Source organism: Pseudomonas sp. NPDC087817 (genome assembly GCF_044742875.1).
Classification (GTDB): Bacteria; Pseudomonadota; Gammaproteobacteria; order Pseudomonadales; family Pseudomonadaceae; genus Aquipseudomonas.
Genome location: NZ_JBIUVJ010000001.1, coordinates 67,178 through 86,892, shown reverse-complemented (window position 1 = coordinate 86,892; position 19,715 = coordinate 67,178). Strand labels below are relative to the sequence as shown.

Below are 19,715 nucleotides of genomic sequence, written 5' to 3'. Positions count from 1 at the left end.
TAGCCCAACTGACTGGTTCACACATGACAACCCGACAACTCTTCCTCGGCATCGACTGCGGTACCCAAGGCAGCAAAGCGATCATCCTCAATGCCGCCAGCGGCGAAGTCCTCGGCCACGGCGCTGCCGCTCACACCATGATCAGTGGCGCCAACGGCCGTCGCGAGCAAGACACTCGCCAATGGCTGGAAGCCTTCGCCCTCGCCACCCGCCGTGCGTTGTTGGCGGCGGAAGTCGATGGCCAGGCGATCCTCGGCATCGGCGTTTCCGGCCAGCAACACGGGCTGGTGCTGCTCGACGATCAAGGCGAAGTCCTGCGCCCGGCCAAGCTCTGGTGCGACACCGAAACCAGCTCTGAGAACGACCGGCTGCTCAGCCATCTGGGCGGTGAAAAAGGCTCGCTCGAACGCCTCGGCGTGGTCATTGCGCCAGGCTACACGGTGTCGAAACTGCTGTGGACCAAAGAGCAGCATCCGCTCGTGTTCGCACGCATCGCCCGCATTCTGCTGCCCCACGACTACCTCAATTTCTGGCTCACCGGTCGCGCCTGCAGCGAATACGGCGACGCCTCCGGCACCGGCTATTTCAACGTGCGCACCCGCCAGTGGGATTTGCAACTGCTGCGCGACATCGACGCCAGCGGACGCCTGCAAGCGGCGCTGCCTGAGCTGATCGATGCGCACCAAGCCGTCGGCACAATCCTGCCGGCCATCGCCGAACACCTTGGCATCAACCCCAACGCGCTGGTCTCAAGCGGCGGCGGCGACAACATGATGGGCGCGCTCGGCACCGGCAATATTCAGCCCGGCGCGATCACCATGAGCCTCGGCTCCTCCGGCACGGTGTACGCCTACGCCGAAACCCCGAAAGTCAGCCCGGATGCCAGCGTCGCCACGTTCTGTTCATCCAGCGGCGGCTGGTTGCCGCTGATCTGCACCATGAACCTGACTAATGCCACCGGCGCGATTCGCGAATTGTTCGAGCTGGATCTCGACCGGTTCAACCAACTCGTCGCCCAAGCGCCCATTGGCGCCGAAGGCGTCAGCCTGCTGCCGTTTTTCAACGGCGAGCGCGTCCCCGCCCTGCCCCACGCCACTGGTAGCCTGCACGGTTTGACGCTGGATAATCTGACCCAGGCCAATCTGTGCCGCGCCGCCGTCGAAGGCACGACGTTCGGCTTGCGTTATGGACTGGATTTGCTCCGCCAGAATGGTTTACAAAGCCGCAGCATTTGCCTGATCGGCGGCGGTTCGAACAGCGCGGTGTGGCGGCAGATCGTCGCCGACATCATGAACACCCCGGTAATCTGCACCGAGCAAAGTGAAGCTGCGGCCCTCGGTGCCGCGATTCAGGCGGCGTGGTGCAAATCCTGGTCGAACGGCCACGAAGACACGTTGGCCGAGCTGTGCCAGCGCTGTGTGAAACTCGACCTGAGCAGTGAAACCCTGCCGATCGCCGCCAATGTCGCGGCGTTTCAGCAGGCTTACGAACGCTATCAACAGCATGTCGCAACCCTATAAAGAGCAAACAATTATGTATTTGGTGTGTGGCGAAGCCCTGTTTGATTTCTTCAGCGAAGACGATGCCAGCGGACTGGCCTCGAAAGTGAATTTCAAGGCGATTGCCGGCGGCTCGCCGTTCAACGTCGCGGTTGGTTTGCGTCGTTTGGGCGTGGACTCGGCCTTGTTCGGTGGGCTGTCCACCGACTACCTCGGCCGGCGCTTGCAGCAGGTTTTGCAGGAGGAAGGTGTACGGCCGGACTATCTGCTGGATTTTGCCGCGCCGACTACTTTGGCGATGGTGGCGGTCGGTGCCAACGGCTCGCCGCATTACAGTTTTCGCGGTGAAGGCTGCGCGGATCGGCAATTGAGTCTGAGCCATTTACCAACGCTGGGCCCTGAGGTGCGCGGCTTGCACATCGGCTCGTTTTCGCTGGTGGTGCAGCCGATTGCCGACACCCTGCTCGCGCTGGTTCAGCGTGAAAGTGGCAAACGCCTGATCAGCCTCGACCCCAACGTGCGCCTCAATCCCGAGCCGAATATCGAGCTGTGGCGCGAACGGATTGCCACGCTTGTGCAACTGGCGGATCTGATCAAAGTCAGCGACGAAGACTTGAGCCTGCTCTACCCCGAGCAGGATCCGCAGCGCGTCATCGAAGGCTGGCTGGAGCATCGCTGCCAGGTCGTCTTCCTCACCCGTGGCGGCGAAGGCGCCAGCGTGTTCAGCCGCGCCCATGGTTCATGGTCGGCACCCGCCTGCTCGGTGAAGATCGCCGATACCGTCGGCGCCGGCGACACCTTCCAGGCCGCGCTGATTACCTGGCTGACCGAACAAGGTCTGGACTCGGTCGAAGGTGTTCAGCAACTTGCTCGCGAACAGATCGACGCCATGCTCAGGTTCGCCGTGCAAGCCGCAGCGCTGACTTGCAGCAAGACGGGTCCGGATCTGCCCTATCGTCACCAATTGACCTGAGCGCGTAGACTGTCGCCCTTTTTACGCGCATGACGGGATAACGGCTTTTGAATTCAGGGCAGACGGTTGGACTACTGGTACTCGCGGCACTGTTGACGGGTTGCGGCACCTCGCCGCCCCGTTCGCCGGAAAACATCTGCGAGATCTTCCGTGAAAAGAGTGATTGGTACGACGCCGCGCAAGTCACGCAAAAGCGCTGGGGCGTGCCGATCCAGGTGCCGTTCGCGATCATGTATCAGGAATCCGGCTACCGCTACGACGCCAAGACGCCGCGTAAATACCTGCTCTGGGTGATTCCGTGGGGCCGGGTGTCGACCGCATCCGGCTATGCGCAGGCCAAGGACGAAGTCTGGTCCGACTACCAGAAGAGCACCGGCCGCAACTGGGCCGACCGCGAAGACTTCGATGACGCCATCGACTTCGTCGGCTGGTACATGGACAAGACCACCAGCATCAACGGCGTGTACAAATACGACGCCTACGGCCAGTACCTCAACTACCACGAAGGCTGGGGTGGCTATCGCAACAAGACTTACGCGAGCAAGGCGTGGCTGATGCCGACGGCGCGCAAGGTGCAGAGTCGCTCAGACATGTATGCCCAGCAATATGCCGGCTGCAAAGAGGATTTGAATCGGGGGTTCTGGAGCCGGTTCTGGCATTGGTTGTAACAGGCACAATTTCGTTGACCTTCAGGACGCCATCGCGGGCAAGCCCGCTCCCACAAGGATCTCTGGTGAACACAGATTTTGTGACCACCGAAGAAACCTGTGGGAGCGGGCTTGCCCGCGATGACGACGGATCAGACGCCGAAAACCCGGCGGTTACAACACCGAAAAGTTGTAACTCACAATCAACCGGGTCTCATCCACATCCCGGGCAAACTTCTCGTAGTTGGTGCGGTAAGTCGCATTACGCAAACGCAGACTCACATCCTTGAACGTGCCGGTCTGAATCACGTACTTCAACTCGCTGTCACGTTCCCACTCTTTACCTTCCTGATCGCTGCCCAACACCTTGATGTGATCACCGTTCACATAACGCGTCAGGAAACTCAGGCCGTTGATACCGATTGCCTTGAAGTCATAGTCATAACGCAACTGCCAGGAACGTTCCTGCGCAGCGGCGAAGTCGTTGACCTGCACGTAGTTGACCAGATACGGGTTGCTGCCATCGAGGTACGGCATCGAGTTGTCGCCGTTCATGCGCTGCCAGCCTCCACTGAAGGTGTGGCCGTTGATGGCGTAGGACAGCATGCCGCTCAACGCACGGTTATCAATGGAACCTGCCTTGGCATCGCCGCTGTCGGCACTTTTCAGCAAGCGTAAATCTGCTTTCAACACACCGTTGCCCAGCGGGTGATTGGCCAACAGGCCGACGAAGTGCTGGCGATAGATGTCTTCAAGTTCAGCGTAGTGATACTGCGCGGTCAGGCGATCGTTGATCTTGTAGTCGAAGCCGTACATGTCGAAATGGTCGGCGGTGGTGTTGCACGCATAGCGCTTGTTCTTGCAGTGCACGCGGATGTCTTGCGAGTCGGTGGAGTCACGCGCGGTGTACTTGTCCAGACGCGCCGCCATGAAGGTCAGGTCCTTCACTTCCTTTGAGGTCAGCATCGCACCGTTGAACATCGTCGGCAGTAGACGTCCGTCGTTGTACTTGAGCAGCGGCAGATCCGGCAGCAGTGCGCCGTATTTCAGCACCGTGTCGGACACCTTCACTTTGGCAGTCAGGCCCATCTTTGCGTATTGACCCTTCGAACCGCGCGGATCCTGGCCGCTGGACGGCAACAAGCCGCTGTTGCTGCGGTCAGGGCTGGAATCGAGCTGCAAACCAAGCATGCCCAGCGCATCGATACCAAAACCCACCGTGCCTTCGGTGTAACCCGATTGCAGGTTGAGAATGAACCCCTGCGCCGACTCTTCACGTTTCGATGCGCCTTGATCGTTGGACGTGTGCCCATCACGGAAATCGCGATTGAAGTACACCGTGCGCGATTCGATTTTCGCCGTGGTGTCTTCGAGAAATCCGCTGGCCTGAACCTGTGCGGCAAAACCGGCGCACAGCACAACGGCTCCGAAGCCAAACGACTGGCGCGGGGTGATGAGGGGAAATGGGGGACGCATGAAAAACTCCAACAATGCAGCGTTTGCGCGAGGCGCAATAAGCCAGAAAAATAGCTCCCGTCCCGGATCAAGGCTGAGCCGGGAGAAAGTGAACACGCAGGGGTGAAGCGCAATGATGGCAGATGGCTTTAACGTGCCACAGGCGACTTTAGTCTGAAACTGACCGGCTATTCTGCAACGCCCGGCTGGATTGATAGCGGCAACCGACCCGCGCTGCAACCCGCAAATCGCCCGGTTTCATTGACGAAAACCCTCTGTCTAAGGGTTTGCCCTATGCGCTGCCAGTGCCGTGCATACGGCATTTGCGCCTTGAACGAGGCGGTCTAATCCTCCATCATCCGTCCCCTGCTTATTCAACGGACGGAATTCAAGGCATGCTGGACGCCAACGCTACCCACATCACCCTCACGCTCGAAGGCGCCAACGCCGACCTGCAAGTCCTCAGCTTCACCGGTCGCGAAGCCCTCAACGAACCGTTCCGTTTCGACCTCGAACTGGTCAGCGCCCGCCCCGACCTGAAACTCGAAGAGTTGCTGCACAAGCCCGGCGTACTGACGTTCGGCGCCACGGGCGAAGGCAAGATTCATGGCCTGGTGTACCGCATCGAGCAAGGCGATTCCGGCAAGACCCTGACCCGTTACAGCATCAGTCTGGTGCCGCAACTGGCCTACCTGCGCCACAACCACGACCAGCAGATCTTCCAGCAGCTCACGGTGCCGAAGATCATCGCCCAGGTTCTCGAAGATCGCGGCATCCTCGCCGACGCCTACAGCTTCCAGCTCAGCGCCGAATACCCGGAACGCGAATACTGCGTGCAGTACGACGAGTCCGACCTGCACTTCATCCAGCGCCTGTGCGAAGAGGAAGGCATCCACTTCCACTTCCAGCACAGCAGCAGCGGCCACAAACTGGTGTTCGGCGACGACCAGACCGTGTTCCGCAAACTCAAAGCCGTGAGCTACCAGCAAGACTCCGGCATGGCCGCCGACAAACCGGTGATCAAGCGCTTCAACCTGCGCCTGGAAACCCGCACCACCCGCGTCAGCCGCCGCGATTACGACTTCGAAAAACCGCAGATCCTGCCCGAAGGCACGGCGACCAGCCCCTTCGCCCCGGACCTCGAAGACTACGACTACCCCGGCCGCTTCACCACCCGCGAGCGCGGTAAGTTCCTCTCGACCCGCGCACTGGAACGCCACCGCAGCGACTACAAACTCGCCGAAGGTAAAGGTGACGAACCGACGCTCACCAGCGGCCATTTCCTCACCCTCGCCGAACACCCGCGTGCCGAGTGGAACGACCTGTGGCTGCTGCTGGAAGTCTTCCACGAAGGCAAACAACCGCAAGTGCTCGGCGAAAACGTCACCAGCGACGTCACCGACAACAAAAGCGATTTCCACCAGGGCTACCGCAACAGCTTCCTCGCCACCCCGTGGGACGCGCACTACCGCCCTGCACTCGAACACCCGAAACCGAAAATCCTCGGCAGCCAGACCGCCATCGTCACCGGCCCGTCCGGCGAAGAAATCCACTGCGACCAATACGGCCGCATCAAGGTGCAATTTCACTGGGACCGCGACGGCCAGGCCGACGACAAAACCACCTGCTGGATGCGCGTCGCCAGCGGCTGGGCCGGCAGCGCCTACGGCGGCCTCGCCATCCCGCGTATCGGCATGGAAGTCCTCGTCACCTTCCTCGAAGGCGATCCCGACCAGCCACTCGTCACCGGCTGCCTGTACCACAAGGAAAACGTCGTCCCCTACGACCTGCCGGCAAACAAGACCCGCAGCACCTTCAAAACCCTCAGCTCACCGGGCGGCAAGGGCTACAACGAATTCCGCATCGAAGACAAAAAAGGCATCGAGCAGATCTACATCCACGCCCAGCGCGACTGGGACGAAAACATCGAGCACGACCAGAAGATCCGCGTCGGCAACGAACGGCACGACACCGTTGAAGCCAACACCTTGAGCGAGTTCAAGGTGGAAGAACACCGGATTACACATCTGGATCGCGTCAGTGAAATGCGCGCGAATGATCACCTGACCGTGGGCGTGACCCAGCATGTGAAAGTGGGTACGGCGCAGTTTGTCGAGGCAGGGACGGAGATTCACTACCACGCTGGCGAGAAGGTTGTGGTTGAGGGGGGGATGGAACTCACGGCCAAGGCTGGTGGGAGTTTTGTGAAGGTTGATGCGGGCGGTGTGACGATTAGTGGCGCGGAGGTGAAGGCTAATACCGGGGGGGCGCCGGGGGTTGGGACCGGGATCGGAATCCTCGAACCGGTCATCCCGTGGGCGGCCGCGAAAGACAAGGCAGGCGCCCTGCTCGTTCCGGCAGCAATACAAATGGCCCTGGCCAAAGCTGCTCGCAAATCCGGAGACATCCGCTGCCCGATCTGTGAAGCCTGCCGAGAAGGCAAATGCGATCTGGGAGCCACCGCATGAGTGATGCACTCAATAACTGGCTAGACGAACAATCCCGTCTCAACCGTGTACTGATCCTCGCGTTGGACAGCCTCGCCGAGCCAAACCCCGTGACGCCACTGTACAGCGCAGGCGTCATGCAGCGCTCCGTACAACTCTATCGCCGCACCGAATTCGCCAAATTCGCCGCGATCAGCCCATGGCTGACCGAGTTGCAAAACCCGAACGACGAAGCTTTCCGCAAGTTACTGGACGACCCACAAAGCAACTGGGGATGGATCGGCAGCATGGACAAAGCCGATCTGGACAGCCTGACCCAACACTGGATCGCGCGCATGGTTATCGAGGAAGACGGCGACCGCTCGTTGTTCCGTTTTCAGGACAATCGCGTTCTTGCCCGCTGCCTCGGTAACCTGAAAGACGCCGAATGGCCGCTGTTGCTCGGCCCGATCAGCAGCGTGCTGTATTGGGCTGAAGATCAGTGGAAAAGCGCGGACAACACCAGACCGGGAATGTATCCAGTGCCAAATCCCGCACCTTGGTTGCAAGTCCCTACCCCACCGGAACGGACACGCGAAATTTTGCGTGAGAATCTGAAACGCTGGTTGCTTGTGCACCACGCAGAAGCTGCCGCGCAGCTCTCGGAAACACGCAGCATCCTTGAATGGCTCGAAGAGCAAATGGACCTGCTTGAAGCCTGGCAGTGGAATACGCCGCAGCAACGCGAGTTCATGCTGACTTTGCGGCTGGATCCCCAACACGCGAAAGACGTCGCCTGGGCTCCCTTGTCGGGGGAGACACCGGATCAACACTTCGCCAGGTGTGAACGTTTTTTTGCGACACAACCGGGCGACCTAGAACGTAGCTGAGAGCAAAGCTTCTCGAGCGCAAAGCGCTCGGAGCAATGACTCTCGAAGAAAGGACGATCACATGCTTCATCGCAAAGTTTTTTACAGATTTGTTCGCAGCTTGGTGATCGGTTTGGGGGGGATTGGCGTGACGGCCTGTTCAGTTGCCCAACAAGACAGTTTTACTTTGGTCACTGAACTTCCACCTGGATTCAAAATAAGAGGTGAGGCGCAGTACGTTCCTCGCTTTGGAGAAACGTGCAGTGTTCCAGTGAAAAAAGGAAGGGAGCACCCCGGATTCAAGTTTTTTGAGCAAGACCTCAGCCAGAAACCACAAACAGCGCGTTTTGAAATTCCGCTTTCAAGCGTTGAAGGTGGCTGCCCATTGGTCTTGGACAGCTTCGATTATGAGGTAGATGCCAAATATGCATCCGGATTTAATGATGTTGGAAGGGACCACACCGGAATTGAGTTTCAGGAAGGGTTGACTGACAACACGCAACTTCCTGCTCCGACTACTTTGCAACGAGAATGCGAATGGTCGTTTCGTACGATGGGACCTGACCGGATTATCGCCAAAATCCTGAAGTGCTCCGCGATAGCAACACCGGAGCAGGCAAGTAACGCTGTAGCAAAGGGGCCTCTGCAACGCTCGCAGCTCGCGGGAAAGACATTGAAAGTTTCTTTCTCACTTTCCAAAGAGGAAAAACCGGCCGTAGCAGATAATTGGGTCAAATTCCCCAACGGATGGAAACGGTGTAAGGGCAAGAGTCTCGAAGATCCCTATGCATTCTGTCGCGGTAACACAACCGATTTCAAACCGTTCAAAATGCCAGACGGGCGCGATTGCAATATCTATCCGACTTGTAACGAATAAGGACATTCATTAATGACGGTCAAAAACGTAGAGCAACCATTGTGCAAAGACAACAAAGTTCCTTGTCCGGCCAGAGGCACTAAAGTTAGTTTTCGCCTGGTTGACGAGACGGGAGATGGCAATCCATACGCCGGTTTGAAATATGTGGTGACCGACAGTGCGGAACAACGCTACGAAGGCACGCTCGATGCCACCGGATTTGGTGAAGTACTGAACCATTATGAGGGACCTGTAGTACTTACTGTGGATCAGCCTTACGCGGGAGCGGAAGACGCTTATACCTGGTTGATGTCACGGCCAAATTACCCTGTAAAAATCAGTGAACTACAGGTGCGGGCTGAAAAAACTCGCTTCGTCCGCGACGATGGAATGCGGGTTGAAAACAACCCTGCAAAAGCAAAGGCAGACCAGTTTTTTCATGTAGAAGTACGCCATCTGGTTGAAAAGGTCTCGCATCTTCCTCGGGAGTCGAAATCCAAATATCCTCCCAACCAGAATCTCTTGAAAGTCATGGGCGATCTCGGCTTCGGCCCTGAGCAGTCAAACCTCTGGGGAGTTGCACTGCTTCCGAACAAGCTCACCGTTCTTGAAGTCAGGCCTCTGCGCGCTTTCCGTCCAATGCTTTCGAAAGATAACAAGTTCAGTGCATTGAACCTGTATCAATTGTCGTTATTTGCAACTTTGAGCTACTGCGACTTCGGTCAGTCTCCCGCGGAGCAGCCAACCGATACCGTGAACTTCCCACTGGACCCTAGCGTGGGGAACATGTTTGGTGAAGGCATGGCTTGCTATAAGGAAAGCTGGAAATTAGGTGCAAAACAGTCAGCGGCTTTTTATCCGCTTTACGAAGACATCGCTTATTCAAAACGTTTTGAAATACTGCCGTTCGATCCAACGTTGTACGATCAAAACAAACCAGAGCTAGGCGTGAAACAAGAACACCCCGCCAAGTTACATTTTTTTGACGACAGTAAATCGCCTAATGGGACCAATACCCAGGGTTTTATCACCCATCACGACGAAATCATCCTTGTTTCCATACGTGGAACATTAGAATTTGTTGACTTTCTGCGAGATGGTGATGCGGAGCAGACCCCTGTAAAGGTCGGCGTAGGTAAAGCGCACCAAGGCTTTTACAAAGCTTATGAAGCAATTAATACGTTTATTCAAACCTATCTCACCAAATTCTACGTTAATCAGAAAATCATTATCTGCGGGCATAGTCTTGGAGGCGCCATTGCAACCTTGCTCGCCGAAGCGCTCAGAAATGACGAGAAAACATACGACATTCTGCTCTATACATACGGGTCTCCAAGAGCCGGAGACGCAGACTTTGTAAAAGGCGCAGCGGCTTTGGCGCACCATCGCATGGTCAATGATAACGATCCAATTCCAAGTGTGCCTGCACCCTGGATGAACACTCGACAACGCATTTGGATGCCAGGCGCTGTCCTCAGTTTCATCAGCGGCCCAATAGGCGCATTGATTTTTGCGTTGGGTTTGACCCGATTCGGTGGTTCACCGTATGAACACCACGGTGATCTACACCATTTCATGCCAGTGCATTTCAAGGGATTAGAACAATCTTCCGTACTGTGGAACCCGGGTTGCGAATCCATCGAAGAAGCCGCATGCACCCGAGCGATCAAAAAGTTCGGTGACCTACCAGACCGAGCGATGTTCATCCAGCAATTGTTCCAGATGCCTCATCACTTTATGTTGGACTCCTACATTCCTAACGCTTGGGCAACGTTGCGCCGCTGGCAGCAAACCGAGAACCTCGGTGGCACAGTAGTGACAGAGACCGAAAGCCAGCAGGTACGGATTCAGTTAAAAGACATGCGAGATCGTTTGGCGGCCAAAGAGGCGGAGTTGAACAGCCCTTATCAATCCGATCGCCGGACTGCCTTGCAACAAGCGAGTGTGCTCAGAGCAGAAATAGGTCGGCTGGATACATCCTGGCAACGTCTTGGCACCTTGAGCAACCAGAAAGTCACGCCTGAGGATATCTACGGTTCTACTACTCAGGCCCCCGAGCATGATCAGAACCTGAAGCGCTGGCTGGCGAAAAAAGAGAACAACGTTGAAGTCAGGCTCGCGATGATTCCTCAAGCGGGCAGTGTTCAGCTCAGGACTGCTTGATGCGATTTTAACCTTGGCGTTAATCGAGAAAAATTGTGGTAATGAGGTAATAAATTCGAAGAGGCTCTCAACTGGACTGATGAACAGTTGAGAGCGCATCGGAAAAATAAAGCGCTACTCTTTGAGAAGCTAGTAACTAATGCACAAACCATAACATTCTCTATTTGATTGAGTACAACACGTAACTTATCAGTAAGCCAATCGATAATCTGCTGCACATGGTACCCCCCGAATGAGTAAATACTTAACACCTATATTTGCTGCATTACTGCTTGCGGGATGCATTCAATTTTACAGTGGGGCTTTACCATACGATAGGTGGCATCTTGGATTTTCTGCTCCCGACTATATGGAAGTCTGGATCGAAACGGCAGATGTAATAGATATTCGAGGCGAAGTGTTCAGGCGCGCGATGAGCGGCGTCGCGTCATTGCAGACGCCTCCAAACAATTCCGGAGATCCACGAGGCTGGCCTAAAAAAGCTGGCATTGGAGGCGGTAAATACGTTACAGGAGCCGACCTTCCAAAAAAAATATATGTACGTTGGCAGTCTCTAGTTGAACCGCAAACCTACAAGATGGAAATTGATATCTCTGACTCGACCAGGGAACTCATGCGTCAGGGTGAAAAGGTATTTTGTGCGGCGGACGGAAAATGGATCACCGGATATCGTCAATCAATTACAGTCCACCTCGTTCCCGGAGGAATTGCTAAAGTTTGGGTCGCAGGCCCCTGCATGACCTCCGTCGAAGTGGCAAAGATTAAAGCTGAGATAGACCCTCGAGGCCCCTACGAGGGTAAGTCTGGAGGAGAATATGACTCTCTCTCCAAGGAATCCAAATCCTATGTTGAAAAATTCGGCGTGCCATACAACTCATGGGAGCGCTGAAAGGCACCGGAGGGTCGAGAACCATCGTGAGTAAAGTAGGAAAAACCTTGAACATCGCGCCGAAAATTTGTCATTTGAGCTTTCGGGCGTTTTGATAAAAAACTTGGCACATTAGATCTGCATAAGTTGAATCGTAAAAATGAAAAATAGACAAAAATTCTTTAATGAGGCCCACTACAACAACTTCTTAAAAGAGCATGCCGATGCTGTCGAGCTTTTAAATACGACTAAATTCAAGTCCGACAACCCCGAAGGTGAAGCGACACTTCGCTCAAGATTCGCTCAACGTTTAGCACTTCGAAAGCTAACAGCCATGTATACAGCAGGCGAAGAAATTTCTTCGCTGATTCCACAATTGGAATACCTGATTGAAAAATATGAAATCCGGCAGGCGGCACTAGCGGTATCGGAACAATCCCCAGAAATTTCACCGTTAGCAATAGACGACTGGCCACACGAATATGAAGAGTGCGTACAAATCATAGGTCTCTGCATCCTATTGCATCGCACAGACCTGCTAACTCGCTTTGTTAAGTTGATAGACAATGCAGGATATGCTGGCGACGACACGCTATACGAAGATTTACTCTGCAAAATACTGCCTTGCAGAACTGACGTAGACCAATGGTATCACGATGTTTATTCACCGCTAGTACAAGCCATATATGCAAAAACAAGAGAAGAGGCTACAAATTTTCTGCAAAGATACTGCAATCAATGGTATTCGGCCTTTGAACAAGCACCTTGGCATGATACTCACCTGCAGGGTGAAGAAGGAAACTACGTTGGATACTGGGCATTCGAGGCTGGAGCGATCGCCTTTTTGTATGACATAGATGACAGCAAAATCGATCATATGGTTTATCCAAAAGACCTCGTCACATACGCCCGAAACCAGCAAAACACGAAAAAATCGCGGGTTGGTGCTTGAAAGATGCATAGAAGACAACAGTATTTGAGCGAAAACCGCTATCAAAATTTCTTCAAGAACAAAGAAAAAACAACAGCATTTTTTGAGAAAAACACATTTCAAGCAGACTCGGAAGATCAAGAAAAATCTCTTCGAGCCCGACACTTCCAAAAACTAATATTTAAAGAAATACTCATTTGCTATACCGCGGGAGACGAAATAAACAATCTCATCCCACTGATGGAAAGCCTCATAAACAGCTACGAACTACTACAGAAGAAATTAGCAATCTATGAAGGGATCCCCAACATAACACCATTGACAATTGATGATTGGCTAGACCAATACGAGGAGTGCGTCCAGGTTTTTAGTCTATGCATACTCCTTCACCGAACCGACTTGCTAAGGCGTTTTGTTGCGCTAATCGACCCCGCAGGCTATGGCGGTGATGACACACTGTATGAAGACCTACTTTGCAAACTATTACCTGACCGATACGATGTTGACCGTTGGTATCACGACGTCTATACACCTCTAGTCCTCGCTATTTACGAAGAGGATAAAAGCGAAGCCTCAAATCTGTTAAAAAAATACTGCGAAAGTTGGTATCCAGCGTTCAAACAAGCACCTTGGCATGACTCTCACAAACAAGGCGATGAAAGTAGCTACTGTGGATATTGGGCATTGGAAGCAGGAGCAGTAGCGTTTCTTTACGGCATTGATGATCGCGATATAGACCACATGGTTTATCCGAAAGAACTGGTTGAATACGCAAGAAATCATCAAGTATCCAATAAATTTCAGGTTGCTCGCATAGACGCTGGTCAACCATGCAGTAAAGCAGGATTCTGGTTTACTCCGGCTGAGGCAGATTCTCGCCGTTACTTTAACCAAGGCGAAATCATGCAGAAGTATAAAGACTTAGCTTGGGAAGACACTATCTGGTATTGGTCAGGAGATGAATAAGCGGATCTCCGATTCGCTTAGGTCTGTTTTCATGCTTTGAGCAAAGCACACAGGCATTATCTTGCGGACAAAAGAGAAATCCTATGAACTCACTGGAAAAATTGACCGAGCGTGCATCCGACCTGACATTTGAATTACCGGATAGTACACCGGTTATCAGATTGGGACTGATTGCGACTTTTTACTTTAAAGAGGGCTATTTACGGCAGAGCAAAGAAGCTGTCATGCAGTGTTTCGCACGTTTCAAGGAAGAGTTTGGCCAACACTTAAAAGGTCAGTTCGATAACCGTTACAAAAGACTAAATGGTACAAATTTCAATAACAAAACCTCAAAAATTCTCGACACGGGCCCAAATGAACAATACGAATGGCACATCAGTAGTGCCACTAACGCCAACGAAGCCGCCGAGTATAGCCTAACCGCACTGAATTCTTTTGAAGTACATGGTGATCAAAGACGCTCATTTCTAAAAATGACGCTACCATGGAGTATATTAAAAGAACCCGATGGTGCGGCACGTTATAACAACTGGCTTGTTTACTTAGCTGATCAAGTTAAGGCTGAGCATGGGTATGGCGGACTTTCCAGCATCCTACCGTTTGACTTCGATAGCTACATGCCCATGGAGTTCCAATTGGCCCAGCAGTTCACCGGTCTTGAAGTTGACTCTTTGGTAACTAATTTCAAACGAGAACTCCTCGATCATATTAAAGGTGTTAACTGGTATACCGTCGTAGGCGATCGATTTGCTGAACAATTGGGTGGCGTAGATGCAATCAGTCATGTGTTTAGCGGGCGCGGCGATATAGAGGTAATGAAATACCAATACGGTTTGATAGTTCGCGCCGGTAAGCTTCCGGACTTGGGCCCCATAAATGAACCATTGCCGGCGGCCTATGTAGCAGTGAATCGCGTTTTTAAACCGCTGCGGATCCCTGCGCCGAATCAATTGCATACATACTCGCCTTACGGAAATTGCTTCGAAGAAGACAGCACCGCCCGCTGGTATACTCGTTTTGATCAAGATGATAACGATTCGAAATGAAGCATCAAGAACCATCGTGAGTTAAATAATGAAAAACCTTGAACAACGCGCCGCAGATCTGGGCTTCGAACTTCCCGATGGAACACCCGTTGCAAAACTGAGTATCATCATCACTTTATACTTTAAAGAAGGCTACACAGCAGGAAAAAAACTGAAGATTATTGACTGCTTTGGAAAATTCAATGATGAATTTGGAGCACACCTTAACGGATTACTTCAGGACAGCTACAAACTACTGACTTCGGAGTCACTAGAAGAAGCATTTACCAAAATTCGCTCATCATCTGGTAATGAACGGTGCGAATTGCACCTAACGAGTGCGTCGAGCACTAAAGAAGCTGCGGATTATGGGATATCCGTGCTTAATTCTCGCGAAGTTCATGAAGACAGCGACCGCTCGTATATAAAACTAGTTCTCCCCAGGGACTTCATTGCATCAGATGAGGGGCTGACCACGTACAGGACCTGGGTAAAATACCTGTGCAACCAAGTCGAAGCAGAGCATGGTTACGGTGGATTATCCACGGCACTTCCGTTCGACTATGATGTTTATATGCCTATCGAGTATGAACTTGCACAAAAATACACCGGCCTGGATGTTGATTCAATGCCTCACAGTTTGGCCTCCGAGCTTATCGATCATATAAAAGGCGTTAACTGGCAAACCATAGTCGGGAATTCATTTATTGCGAATCTTGGCGGGGAGCCCGCTTTGCGCCAGAAGCTAAGTAGCCGTAGCGACATTGATTTTGTCAACTATGACAATGGACTGATTATTCAAGCAGGTGAGTACCCGCAACTCGGCGCCGAAGGAAGAGATGATCTCGACGCCTACATTGCAGTAAACAAAATATTAAAGCCACTGCGCATTCCAGAACCGGATCAAATTCATCATTACTCTCCTCATGGAATTTGCTTCGAGGAGGAAAGTACCAAGCAATGGTACGCCCGCTTTGATCAGGAATAAACCATCAACTACCCATTTCACACAGAGTCAACTTAATAAGATATTGACTAATAACATGAAACAGAGACAAAAATTTTATAGTGAAAATCACTTCAGCATTTTTATAAGTGCGCATGACCAAGCTAACGATTTTTATCGCACAAGAAAATTTAAATCAGACTCGTTCGAAGAAGAGGAAATGCTTCGTTCCAGGTTTTTCCAACGCCAGGCCTTGAATAAGCTGATAGCGACGTACACGGCGGGAAGAGACATATCCGAACTACCTCCACTGCTTGAGGATGCGATCGAAAAATACGAAATATATCAGGACAAACTGGCAAAGAACGAACAGATTACTGAAATATCACCGTTGGCGATTGGCGACTACCCCTACCAATATGAAGAATGCGTTCAAGTTATAGGGTTTTGTATTTTATTACATCGCACAGACCTCCTAAAACGATTTGTAGTGCTAATAGACAACGCGGGCTATAAAGGCACCGATACGCTCTATGAGGATTTGCTTTGCAAGGTTTTACCCGGCAGGCACGACATCGACCAGTGGTATCACGACGTTTACTCCCCACTGGTACAGGCGATTTATTCAGAAACGGCAAAAGAGGCTACCCAACATCTTAAAAAATATTGCAGTCAGTGGTACCCAGCCTTCAAACAAGCTCCTTGGCACGACACTCATCATCAAGGGGAAGACGGTAACTATGTAGGTTATTGGGCTATCGAAGCAGGAGCTATCGCCTTTTTGTACGGCATAGACGACAGCAAAATAGATCATATGGTTTATCCGAAAGACTTGGTTCAGTACGCACGAGACAATCGAGCGAGTGACGAGTCTCAGGTTGTTAACTGAGCGCGAAAAGAAATAATATATTCAAAATTTAAGACCAAGGAAGAAACATGAACATAAGGCAAGAATACTACAGCGAAAGCCACTATAGATCGTTCTTGAAAGAGTACGACGAAGCTATTGAATTCTCTAAAACCAACACATTTGAATCGGACTCTCCTGAAGAAGAGGCGTCGCTTCGAGCAAGCCATTTTCAAAGCCTTCTGCTTGACAAAATCTTCGCCTGCTACACTGCGGGCGAGAAAATAGACATACTCATTCCATTGCTTGAGGAATTGATTGAGAAATACGAAACATTACAATATAAGTTATCAATCCTTGAACAGTCACCGAAGATATCACCGCTTGCAATAGATGACTGGCCGGATCAGTACGAAGAATGTGTTCAGGTAATAGGCTTGTGTATTCTGCTGAATCGAATCGATTTATTGAAGCGGTTCGTAGTTTTGATAGATCAGGCAGGGTATGTCGGGGATGACACGCTATACGAAGACTTATTGAAAAAAGCACTACCAAATAGACATGATGTTGATCAGTGGTATCACGACGTCTACACACCCTTGGTACAAGCTATGTACGTGGACTCTAAAGAAAAATCCTCAGAACTGCTTGGGGAGTATTGTAATCAATGGTATGACGCTTTCATACAAGCTCCCTGGCATGACAATCATTTGCAAGGTGAGAGAGGTAACTATGTGGGCTATTGGGCTATCGAAGCAGGAGCAATTGCTTTCCTGTACGGCATAGATGACAGCAAAATCGACCATATGGTTTACCCAAAGGACTTGGTCGAGTATGCACGAAACAATAAATCGACCGTCTGACATATCAAGCTACTCACTGAGTGCATAAGATTCCAGACAGGCTTGGATTTTTATAACCAAGGAAGAAACGTGAACAAAAGGCAAAAATACTATAGCGAAAGTCACTACAGAATTTTCTTGAAGGAGTACGAAGAAGTTATAGACTTTTGCAAAACCAATAAATTTGAATCAGATTCTCCCGAACAAGAAGCGTCGCTTCGAGCACGCCATCTTCAAGACCTTCTGCTTGACAAAATCTTCGCCTGCTATACGGCGGGAGAGGAAATAGAAATCCTCATTCCGTTGCTTGAGGAACTGATAGAGAAATACGAAATACGGCAGAACACGTTATCTATTTATGAACAGGAACCCCAAATATCCCCGCTTGCTATAGATGACTGGCCGTATCAATACGAAGAGTGCGTCCAAGTAATAGGCTTGTGTATTCTCCTGGACCGCACCGATTTATTGAAGCGATTCGTAGTTTTGATTGATCAGGCGGGGTACGTCGGGAGTGACACCCTATACGAGGACCTATTAAGAAAAGTGCTGCCAAACAGACATGATGTTGACCAGTGGTTTCACGACGTCTACACCCCCCTGATACAAGCCATCTACATGGAGTCTAAAGAACAGTCCTCACAGCGACTGAGAGAGTATTGCAACCAATGGTATGAAGCTTTCATTCAAGCCCCTTGGCACGACACACATTTGCAAGGCGAGGATGGTAGCTATGTGGGCTATTGGGCTATCGAAGCAGGAGCAATTGCTTTCCTGTACGGCATAGACGACAGCCAGATCGATCATATGGTCTATCCAAAAGATCTGGTGGAATACGCCAGACGCAAGGCAAACACGTAAACTCTGCCCTCCCCCAGAAAACGGATTTCGGATTCAGCACCATGGAATTGCAATACACCATCACCCCCGAACACACACAGTCCAGAATCGGCAAACTGGTTGAGCAGGAAATACTCAAGGATGATCAACTGAGGGCCAGCCTACTTGGCAAACTGGCTCGCATTGAGGATCGTCTGCTCGCGCCGGTCTTGTTTTTGCTCGGGCTGGTTGGCGGCATTCTGGGCGCTTATTTCCCGGCGCGCGAGTTGAGCCCGGAGAAGCTCATCGCCCTGGTGTTCTTCACCGTGGCATACGTGTTGTGCTGGCGGTTCTTCTCCGAACGCCTTCTAAATCGCTTGCGCAAGCGGATTGCCGCCAACCGTGCGAAACCTCGCAAGCCTTTTCATAAGGTAAACCTGCGCCTGATCGAATCAACGGTACGTGCCCGACTCAAGGCTGCTGAAGGCGCTTATCGCCTGGAATTCGATGAAGATGGTTTTACCTTGTTCTTTACCAAGGGCAAAGGCGCCAAAGGCAGACTTGCGTGGGATCAGATTGTGCGGCTCAAGGTAACACCCGACTTCTACTCCGTTGCGTGCGCAAAACTGGACAGCAAGGGCAAGGCCTATCACATCCCCAGACATAGCGAGGTGATGGACGTTGACTCGTATCAGCAGGGTTTGGAACTGTTTTTGAGCCGGATACCTGTTTCCGCATTTGACGACCAAACTTCAATGGTGCGAAATATGGGTACTTCCCTTGACTCAACAGGGAAAGTTCAGCAGTGAATATACGCCAACATCCTTTTACTAAAACCCATTACGAAAACTTCAAAAGAGAGCATGACGAGGTAATTGTTTTTTTTGAAACAAACACCTTTCAGTCCGATTCAGCAGAGGAAGAGGCGTCGCTGCGCGCCACATACTTCAAGCAACTAGCATTTGACAGGCTTTTGGCAGCATATACTGCTGGGGAAGAAATCTACTCCCTTATCCCGCTGCTTGAAGATCTGATAACAAAGCATGAACTCAGGCAAGCCAAACTCGCTGAATACCAGCGGACACCTGATATATCTCCACTTGCAATAAACGATTGGCTTGACGAATACGAAGAGTGTGTTCAGATCATTGGCTTTTGTATCCTATTGCATCGTACCGACCTGCTTAAGCGCTTTGTAGAACTAATCGACAGGGCGGGCTATGCTGGGGACGATACGTTATACGAAGATCTGCTCGTCAAATTACTTCCTGATAGACACGATGTAGATCAATGGTTCCACGAGACATATTCACCATTGATTCTGGCTATTTATGCAGAAAGTAAAGGGGAAGCATCAGAGTATCTAAAAAACTATTGCGCCCAATGGTACGCCGCATTTCAGCAAGCCCCTTGGCACGACTCGCATTTACAGGGCGAAAATGGAAATCACGTAGGGTATTGGGCTATTGAAGCAGGGGCGATTGCCTATTTGTATGGCATTGATGACAGCCAAATAGACCATATGGTTTACCCAAAGGATCTGGTGGAATACGCTAGATCACATGCTCCAAGCGCATAAACTT

The 19,715-nt window shown here is 51.7% G+C and carries 18 protein-coding genes; 17 read left to right on the top strand and 1 reads right to left on the bottom strand.

The features are described 5' to 3' along the window. Nucleotides 1-23 precede the first annotated feature (23 nt). The 3 genes from xylB to ACIONG_RS00445 are packed head-to-tail and all read left to right on the top strand — an operon-like array spanning nt 24 to nt 3,140. Nucleotides 24-1,520, top strand: a complete 1,497-nt coding sequence (xylB, locus tag ACIONG_RS00455) for a xylulokinase (protein WP_401295890.1) — start codon at nt 24-26, stop codon at nt 1,518-1,520. Between the two features lie 13 nt (nt 1,521-1,533). Continuing rightward, nucleotides 1,534-2,472 (top strand): carbohydrate kinase, encoded by a 939-nt coding sequence (locus ACIONG_RS00450; protein WP_401295887.1) that lies wholly within the window; start codon nt 1,534-1,536, stop codon nt 2,470-2,472. A gap of 47 nt (nt 2,473-2,519) precedes the next feature. Next, a complete protein-coding gene (locus ACIONG_RS00445; protein ID WP_401295885.1) occupies nt 2,520-3,140 on the top strand; it encodes a hypothetical protein in 621 nt (206 codons plus the stop codon). 153 nt (nt 3,141-3,293) lie between these two features. Here the strand turns inward: ACIONG_RS00445 and ACIONG_RS00440 are convergent, their stop codons facing one another. Then, nucleotides 3,294-4,595: an OprD family porin gene (locus tag ACIONG_RS00440; protein ID WP_401295882.1), complete on the bottom strand. Its 1,302-nt coding sequence runs from the start codon at nt 4,593-4,595 to the stop codon at nt 3,294-3,296. Nucleotides 4,596-4,969: 374 nt separating this feature from the next. Between ACIONG_RS00440 and ACIONG_RS00435 the strand changes: the two genes are divergently transcribed. From ACIONG_RS00435 to ACIONG_RS00370, 14 genes are all read left to right on the top strand, one after another. After that, a complete protein-coding gene (locus tag ACIONG_RS00435; protein ID WP_401295879.1) occupies nt 4,970-7,042 on the top strand; it encodes a type VI secretion system tip protein VgrG in 2,073 nt (690 codons plus the stop codon). Beyond that, the gene (locus ACIONG_RS00430) at nt 7,039-7,890 is read left to right on the top strand and encodes a DUF4123 domain-containing protein (protein ID WP_401295876.1); all 852 of its coding nucleotides are present in this window, start codon (nt 7,039-7,041) and stop codon (nt 7,888-7,890) included. The genes ACIONG_RS00435 and ACIONG_RS00430 overlap by 4 nt, the downstream gene beginning before the upstream one ends. Nucleotides 7,891-7,951: 61 nt before the next feature. Then, entirely contained in the window at nt 7,952-8,746 is a 795-nt protein-coding gene (locus tag ACIONG_RS00425) for a hypothetical protein (RefSeq protein WP_213028559.1), read from the top strand. Nucleotides 8,747-8,758: 12 nt separating this feature from the next. Continuing rightward, entirely contained in the window at nt 8,759-10,888 is a 2,130-nt protein-coding gene (locus tag ACIONG_RS00420) for a lipase family protein (RefSeq protein ID WP_401295873.1), read from the top strand. Nucleotides 10,889-11,120: 232 nt separating this feature from the next. Continuing rightward, nucleotides 11,121-11,777, top strand: coding sequence for a DUF2931 family protein (locus ACIONG_RS00415; protein ID WP_401295870.1), 657 nt, complete (start codon nt 11,121-11,123; stop codon nt 11,775-11,777). A 139-nt stretch (nt 11,778-11,916) separates the two neighbouring features. After that, entirely contained in the window at nt 11,917-12,708 is a 792-nt protein-coding gene (locus ACIONG_RS00410) for a PoNe immunity protein domain-containing protein (RefSeq protein WP_401295867.1), read from the top strand. A 3-nt stretch (nt 12,709-12,711) separates the two neighbouring features. After that, on the top strand, nt 12,712-13,653 hold the full coding sequence (locus tag ACIONG_RS00405) for a PoNe immunity protein domain-containing protein (protein ID WP_401295864.1): 942 nt from the start codon (nt 12,712-12,714) through the stop codon (nt 13,651-13,653). An 83-nt stretch (nt 13,654-13,736) separates the two neighbouring features. Beyond that, complete coding sequence (locus ACIONG_RS00400; RefSeq protein WP_401295861.1) at nt 13,737-14,699, top strand: type VI immunity family protein; 963 nt, start codon at nt 13,737-13,739, stop codon at nt 14,697-14,699. A 28-nt stretch (nt 14,700-14,727) separates the two neighbouring features. Beyond that, a complete protein-coding gene (locus tag ACIONG_RS00395) occupies nt 14,728-15,666 on the top strand; it encodes a type VI immunity family protein (protein ID WP_401295858.1) in 939 nt (312 codons plus the stop codon). A 55-nt stretch (nt 15,667-15,721) separates the two neighbouring features. Beyond that, a complete protein-coding gene (locus ACIONG_RS00390) occupies nt 15,722-16,513 on the top strand; it encodes a PoNe immunity protein domain-containing protein (protein ID WP_401295855.1) in 792 nt (263 codons plus the stop codon). A gap of 47 nt (nt 16,514-16,560) precedes the next feature. Further along, nucleotides 16,561-17,334 carry a PoNe immunity protein domain-containing protein gene (locus tag ACIONG_RS00385; protein WP_401295852.1) on the top strand — a complete coding sequence of 258 codons (774 nt, stop codon included), beginning with the start codon at nt 16,561-16,563 and terminating at the stop codon, nt 17,332-17,334. Between the two features lie 69 nt (nt 17,335-17,403). Further along, nucleotides 17,404-18,174, top strand: a complete 771-nt coding sequence (locus ACIONG_RS00380; RefSeq protein WP_315448366.1) for a PoNe immunity protein domain-containing protein — start codon at nt 17,404-17,406, stop codon at nt 18,172-18,174. Between the two features lie 41 nt (nt 18,175-18,215). Further along, the gene (locus ACIONG_RS00375; protein ID WP_103305014.1) at nt 18,216-18,941 is read left to right on the top strand and encodes a YcxB family protein; all 726 of its coding nucleotides are present in this window, start codon (nt 18,216-18,218) and stop codon (nt 18,939-18,941) included. After that, on the top strand, nt 18,938-19,711 hold the full coding sequence (locus ACIONG_RS00370; RefSeq protein WP_315448362.1) for a PoNe immunity protein domain-containing protein: 774 nt from the start codon (nt 18,938-18,940) through the stop codon (nt 19,709-19,711). The genes ACIONG_RS00375 and ACIONG_RS00370 overlap by 4 nt, the downstream gene beginning before the upstream one ends. Nucleotides 19,712-19,715 lie beyond the last annotated feature (4 nt).

What these genes read in the sequence shown, in the direction of transcription:
- xylB (WP_401295890.1), top strand. Translation starts at nt 24, where the DNA reads ATGACAACCCGACAACTCTTCCTCGGCATCGACTGCGGTACCCAAGGC.
- ACIONG_RS00450 (WP_401295887.1), top strand. Translation starts at nt 1,534, where the DNA reads ATGTATTTGGTGTGTGGCGAAGCCCTGTTTGATTTCTTCAGCGAAGAC.
- ACIONG_RS00440 (WP_401295882.1), bottom strand. Translation starts at nt 4,595, where the DNA reads ATGCGTCCCCCATTTCCCCTCATCACCCCGCGCCAGTCGTTTGGCTTC.
- ACIONG_RS00435 (WP_401295879.1), top strand. Translation starts at nt 4,970, where the DNA reads ATGCTGGACGCCAACGCTACCCACATCACCCTCACGCTCGAAGGCGCC.
- ACIONG_RS00430 (WP_401295876.1), top strand. Translation starts at nt 7,039, where the DNA reads ATGAGTGATGCACTCAATAACTGGCTAGACGAACAATCCCGTCTCAAC.
- ACIONG_RS00425 (WP_213028559.1), top strand. Translation starts at nt 7,952, where the DNA reads ATGCTTCATCGCAAAGTTTTTTACAGATTTGTTCGCAGCTTGGTGATC.
- ACIONG_RS00420 (WP_401295873.1), top strand. Translation starts at nt 8,759, where the DNA reads ATGACGGTCAAAAACGTAGAGCAACCATTGTGCAAAGACAACAAAGTT.
- ACIONG_RS00415 (WP_401295870.1), top strand. Translation starts at nt 11,121, where the DNA reads ATGAGTAAATACTTAACACCTATATTTGCTGCATTACTGCTTGCGGGA.
- ACIONG_RS00410 (WP_401295867.1), top strand. Translation starts at nt 11,917, where the DNA reads ATGAAAAATAGACAAAAATTCTTTAATGAGGCCCACTACAACAACTTC.
- ACIONG_RS00405 (WP_401295864.1), top strand. Translation starts at nt 12,712, where the DNA reads ATGCATAGAAGACAACAGTATTTGAGCGAAAACCGCTATCAAAATTTC.
- ACIONG_RS00400 (WP_401295861.1), top strand. Translation starts at nt 13,737, where the DNA reads ATGAACTCACTGGAAAAATTGACCGAGCGTGCATCCGACCTGACATTT.
- ACIONG_RS00395 (WP_401295858.1), top strand. Translation starts at nt 14,728, where the DNA reads ATGAAAAACCTTGAACAACGCGCCGCAGATCTGGGCTTCGAACTTCCC.
- ACIONG_RS00390 (WP_401295855.1), top strand. Translation starts at nt 15,722, where the DNA reads ATGAAACAGAGACAAAAATTTTATAGTGAAAATCACTTCAGCATTTTT.
- ACIONG_RS00385 (WP_401295852.1), top strand. Translation starts at nt 16,561, where the DNA reads ATGAACATAAGGCAAGAATACTACAGCGAAAGCCACTATAGATCGTTC.
- ACIONG_RS00375 (WP_103305014.1), top strand. Translation starts at nt 18,216, where the DNA reads ATGGAATTGCAATACACCATCACCCCCGAACACACACAGTCCAGAATC.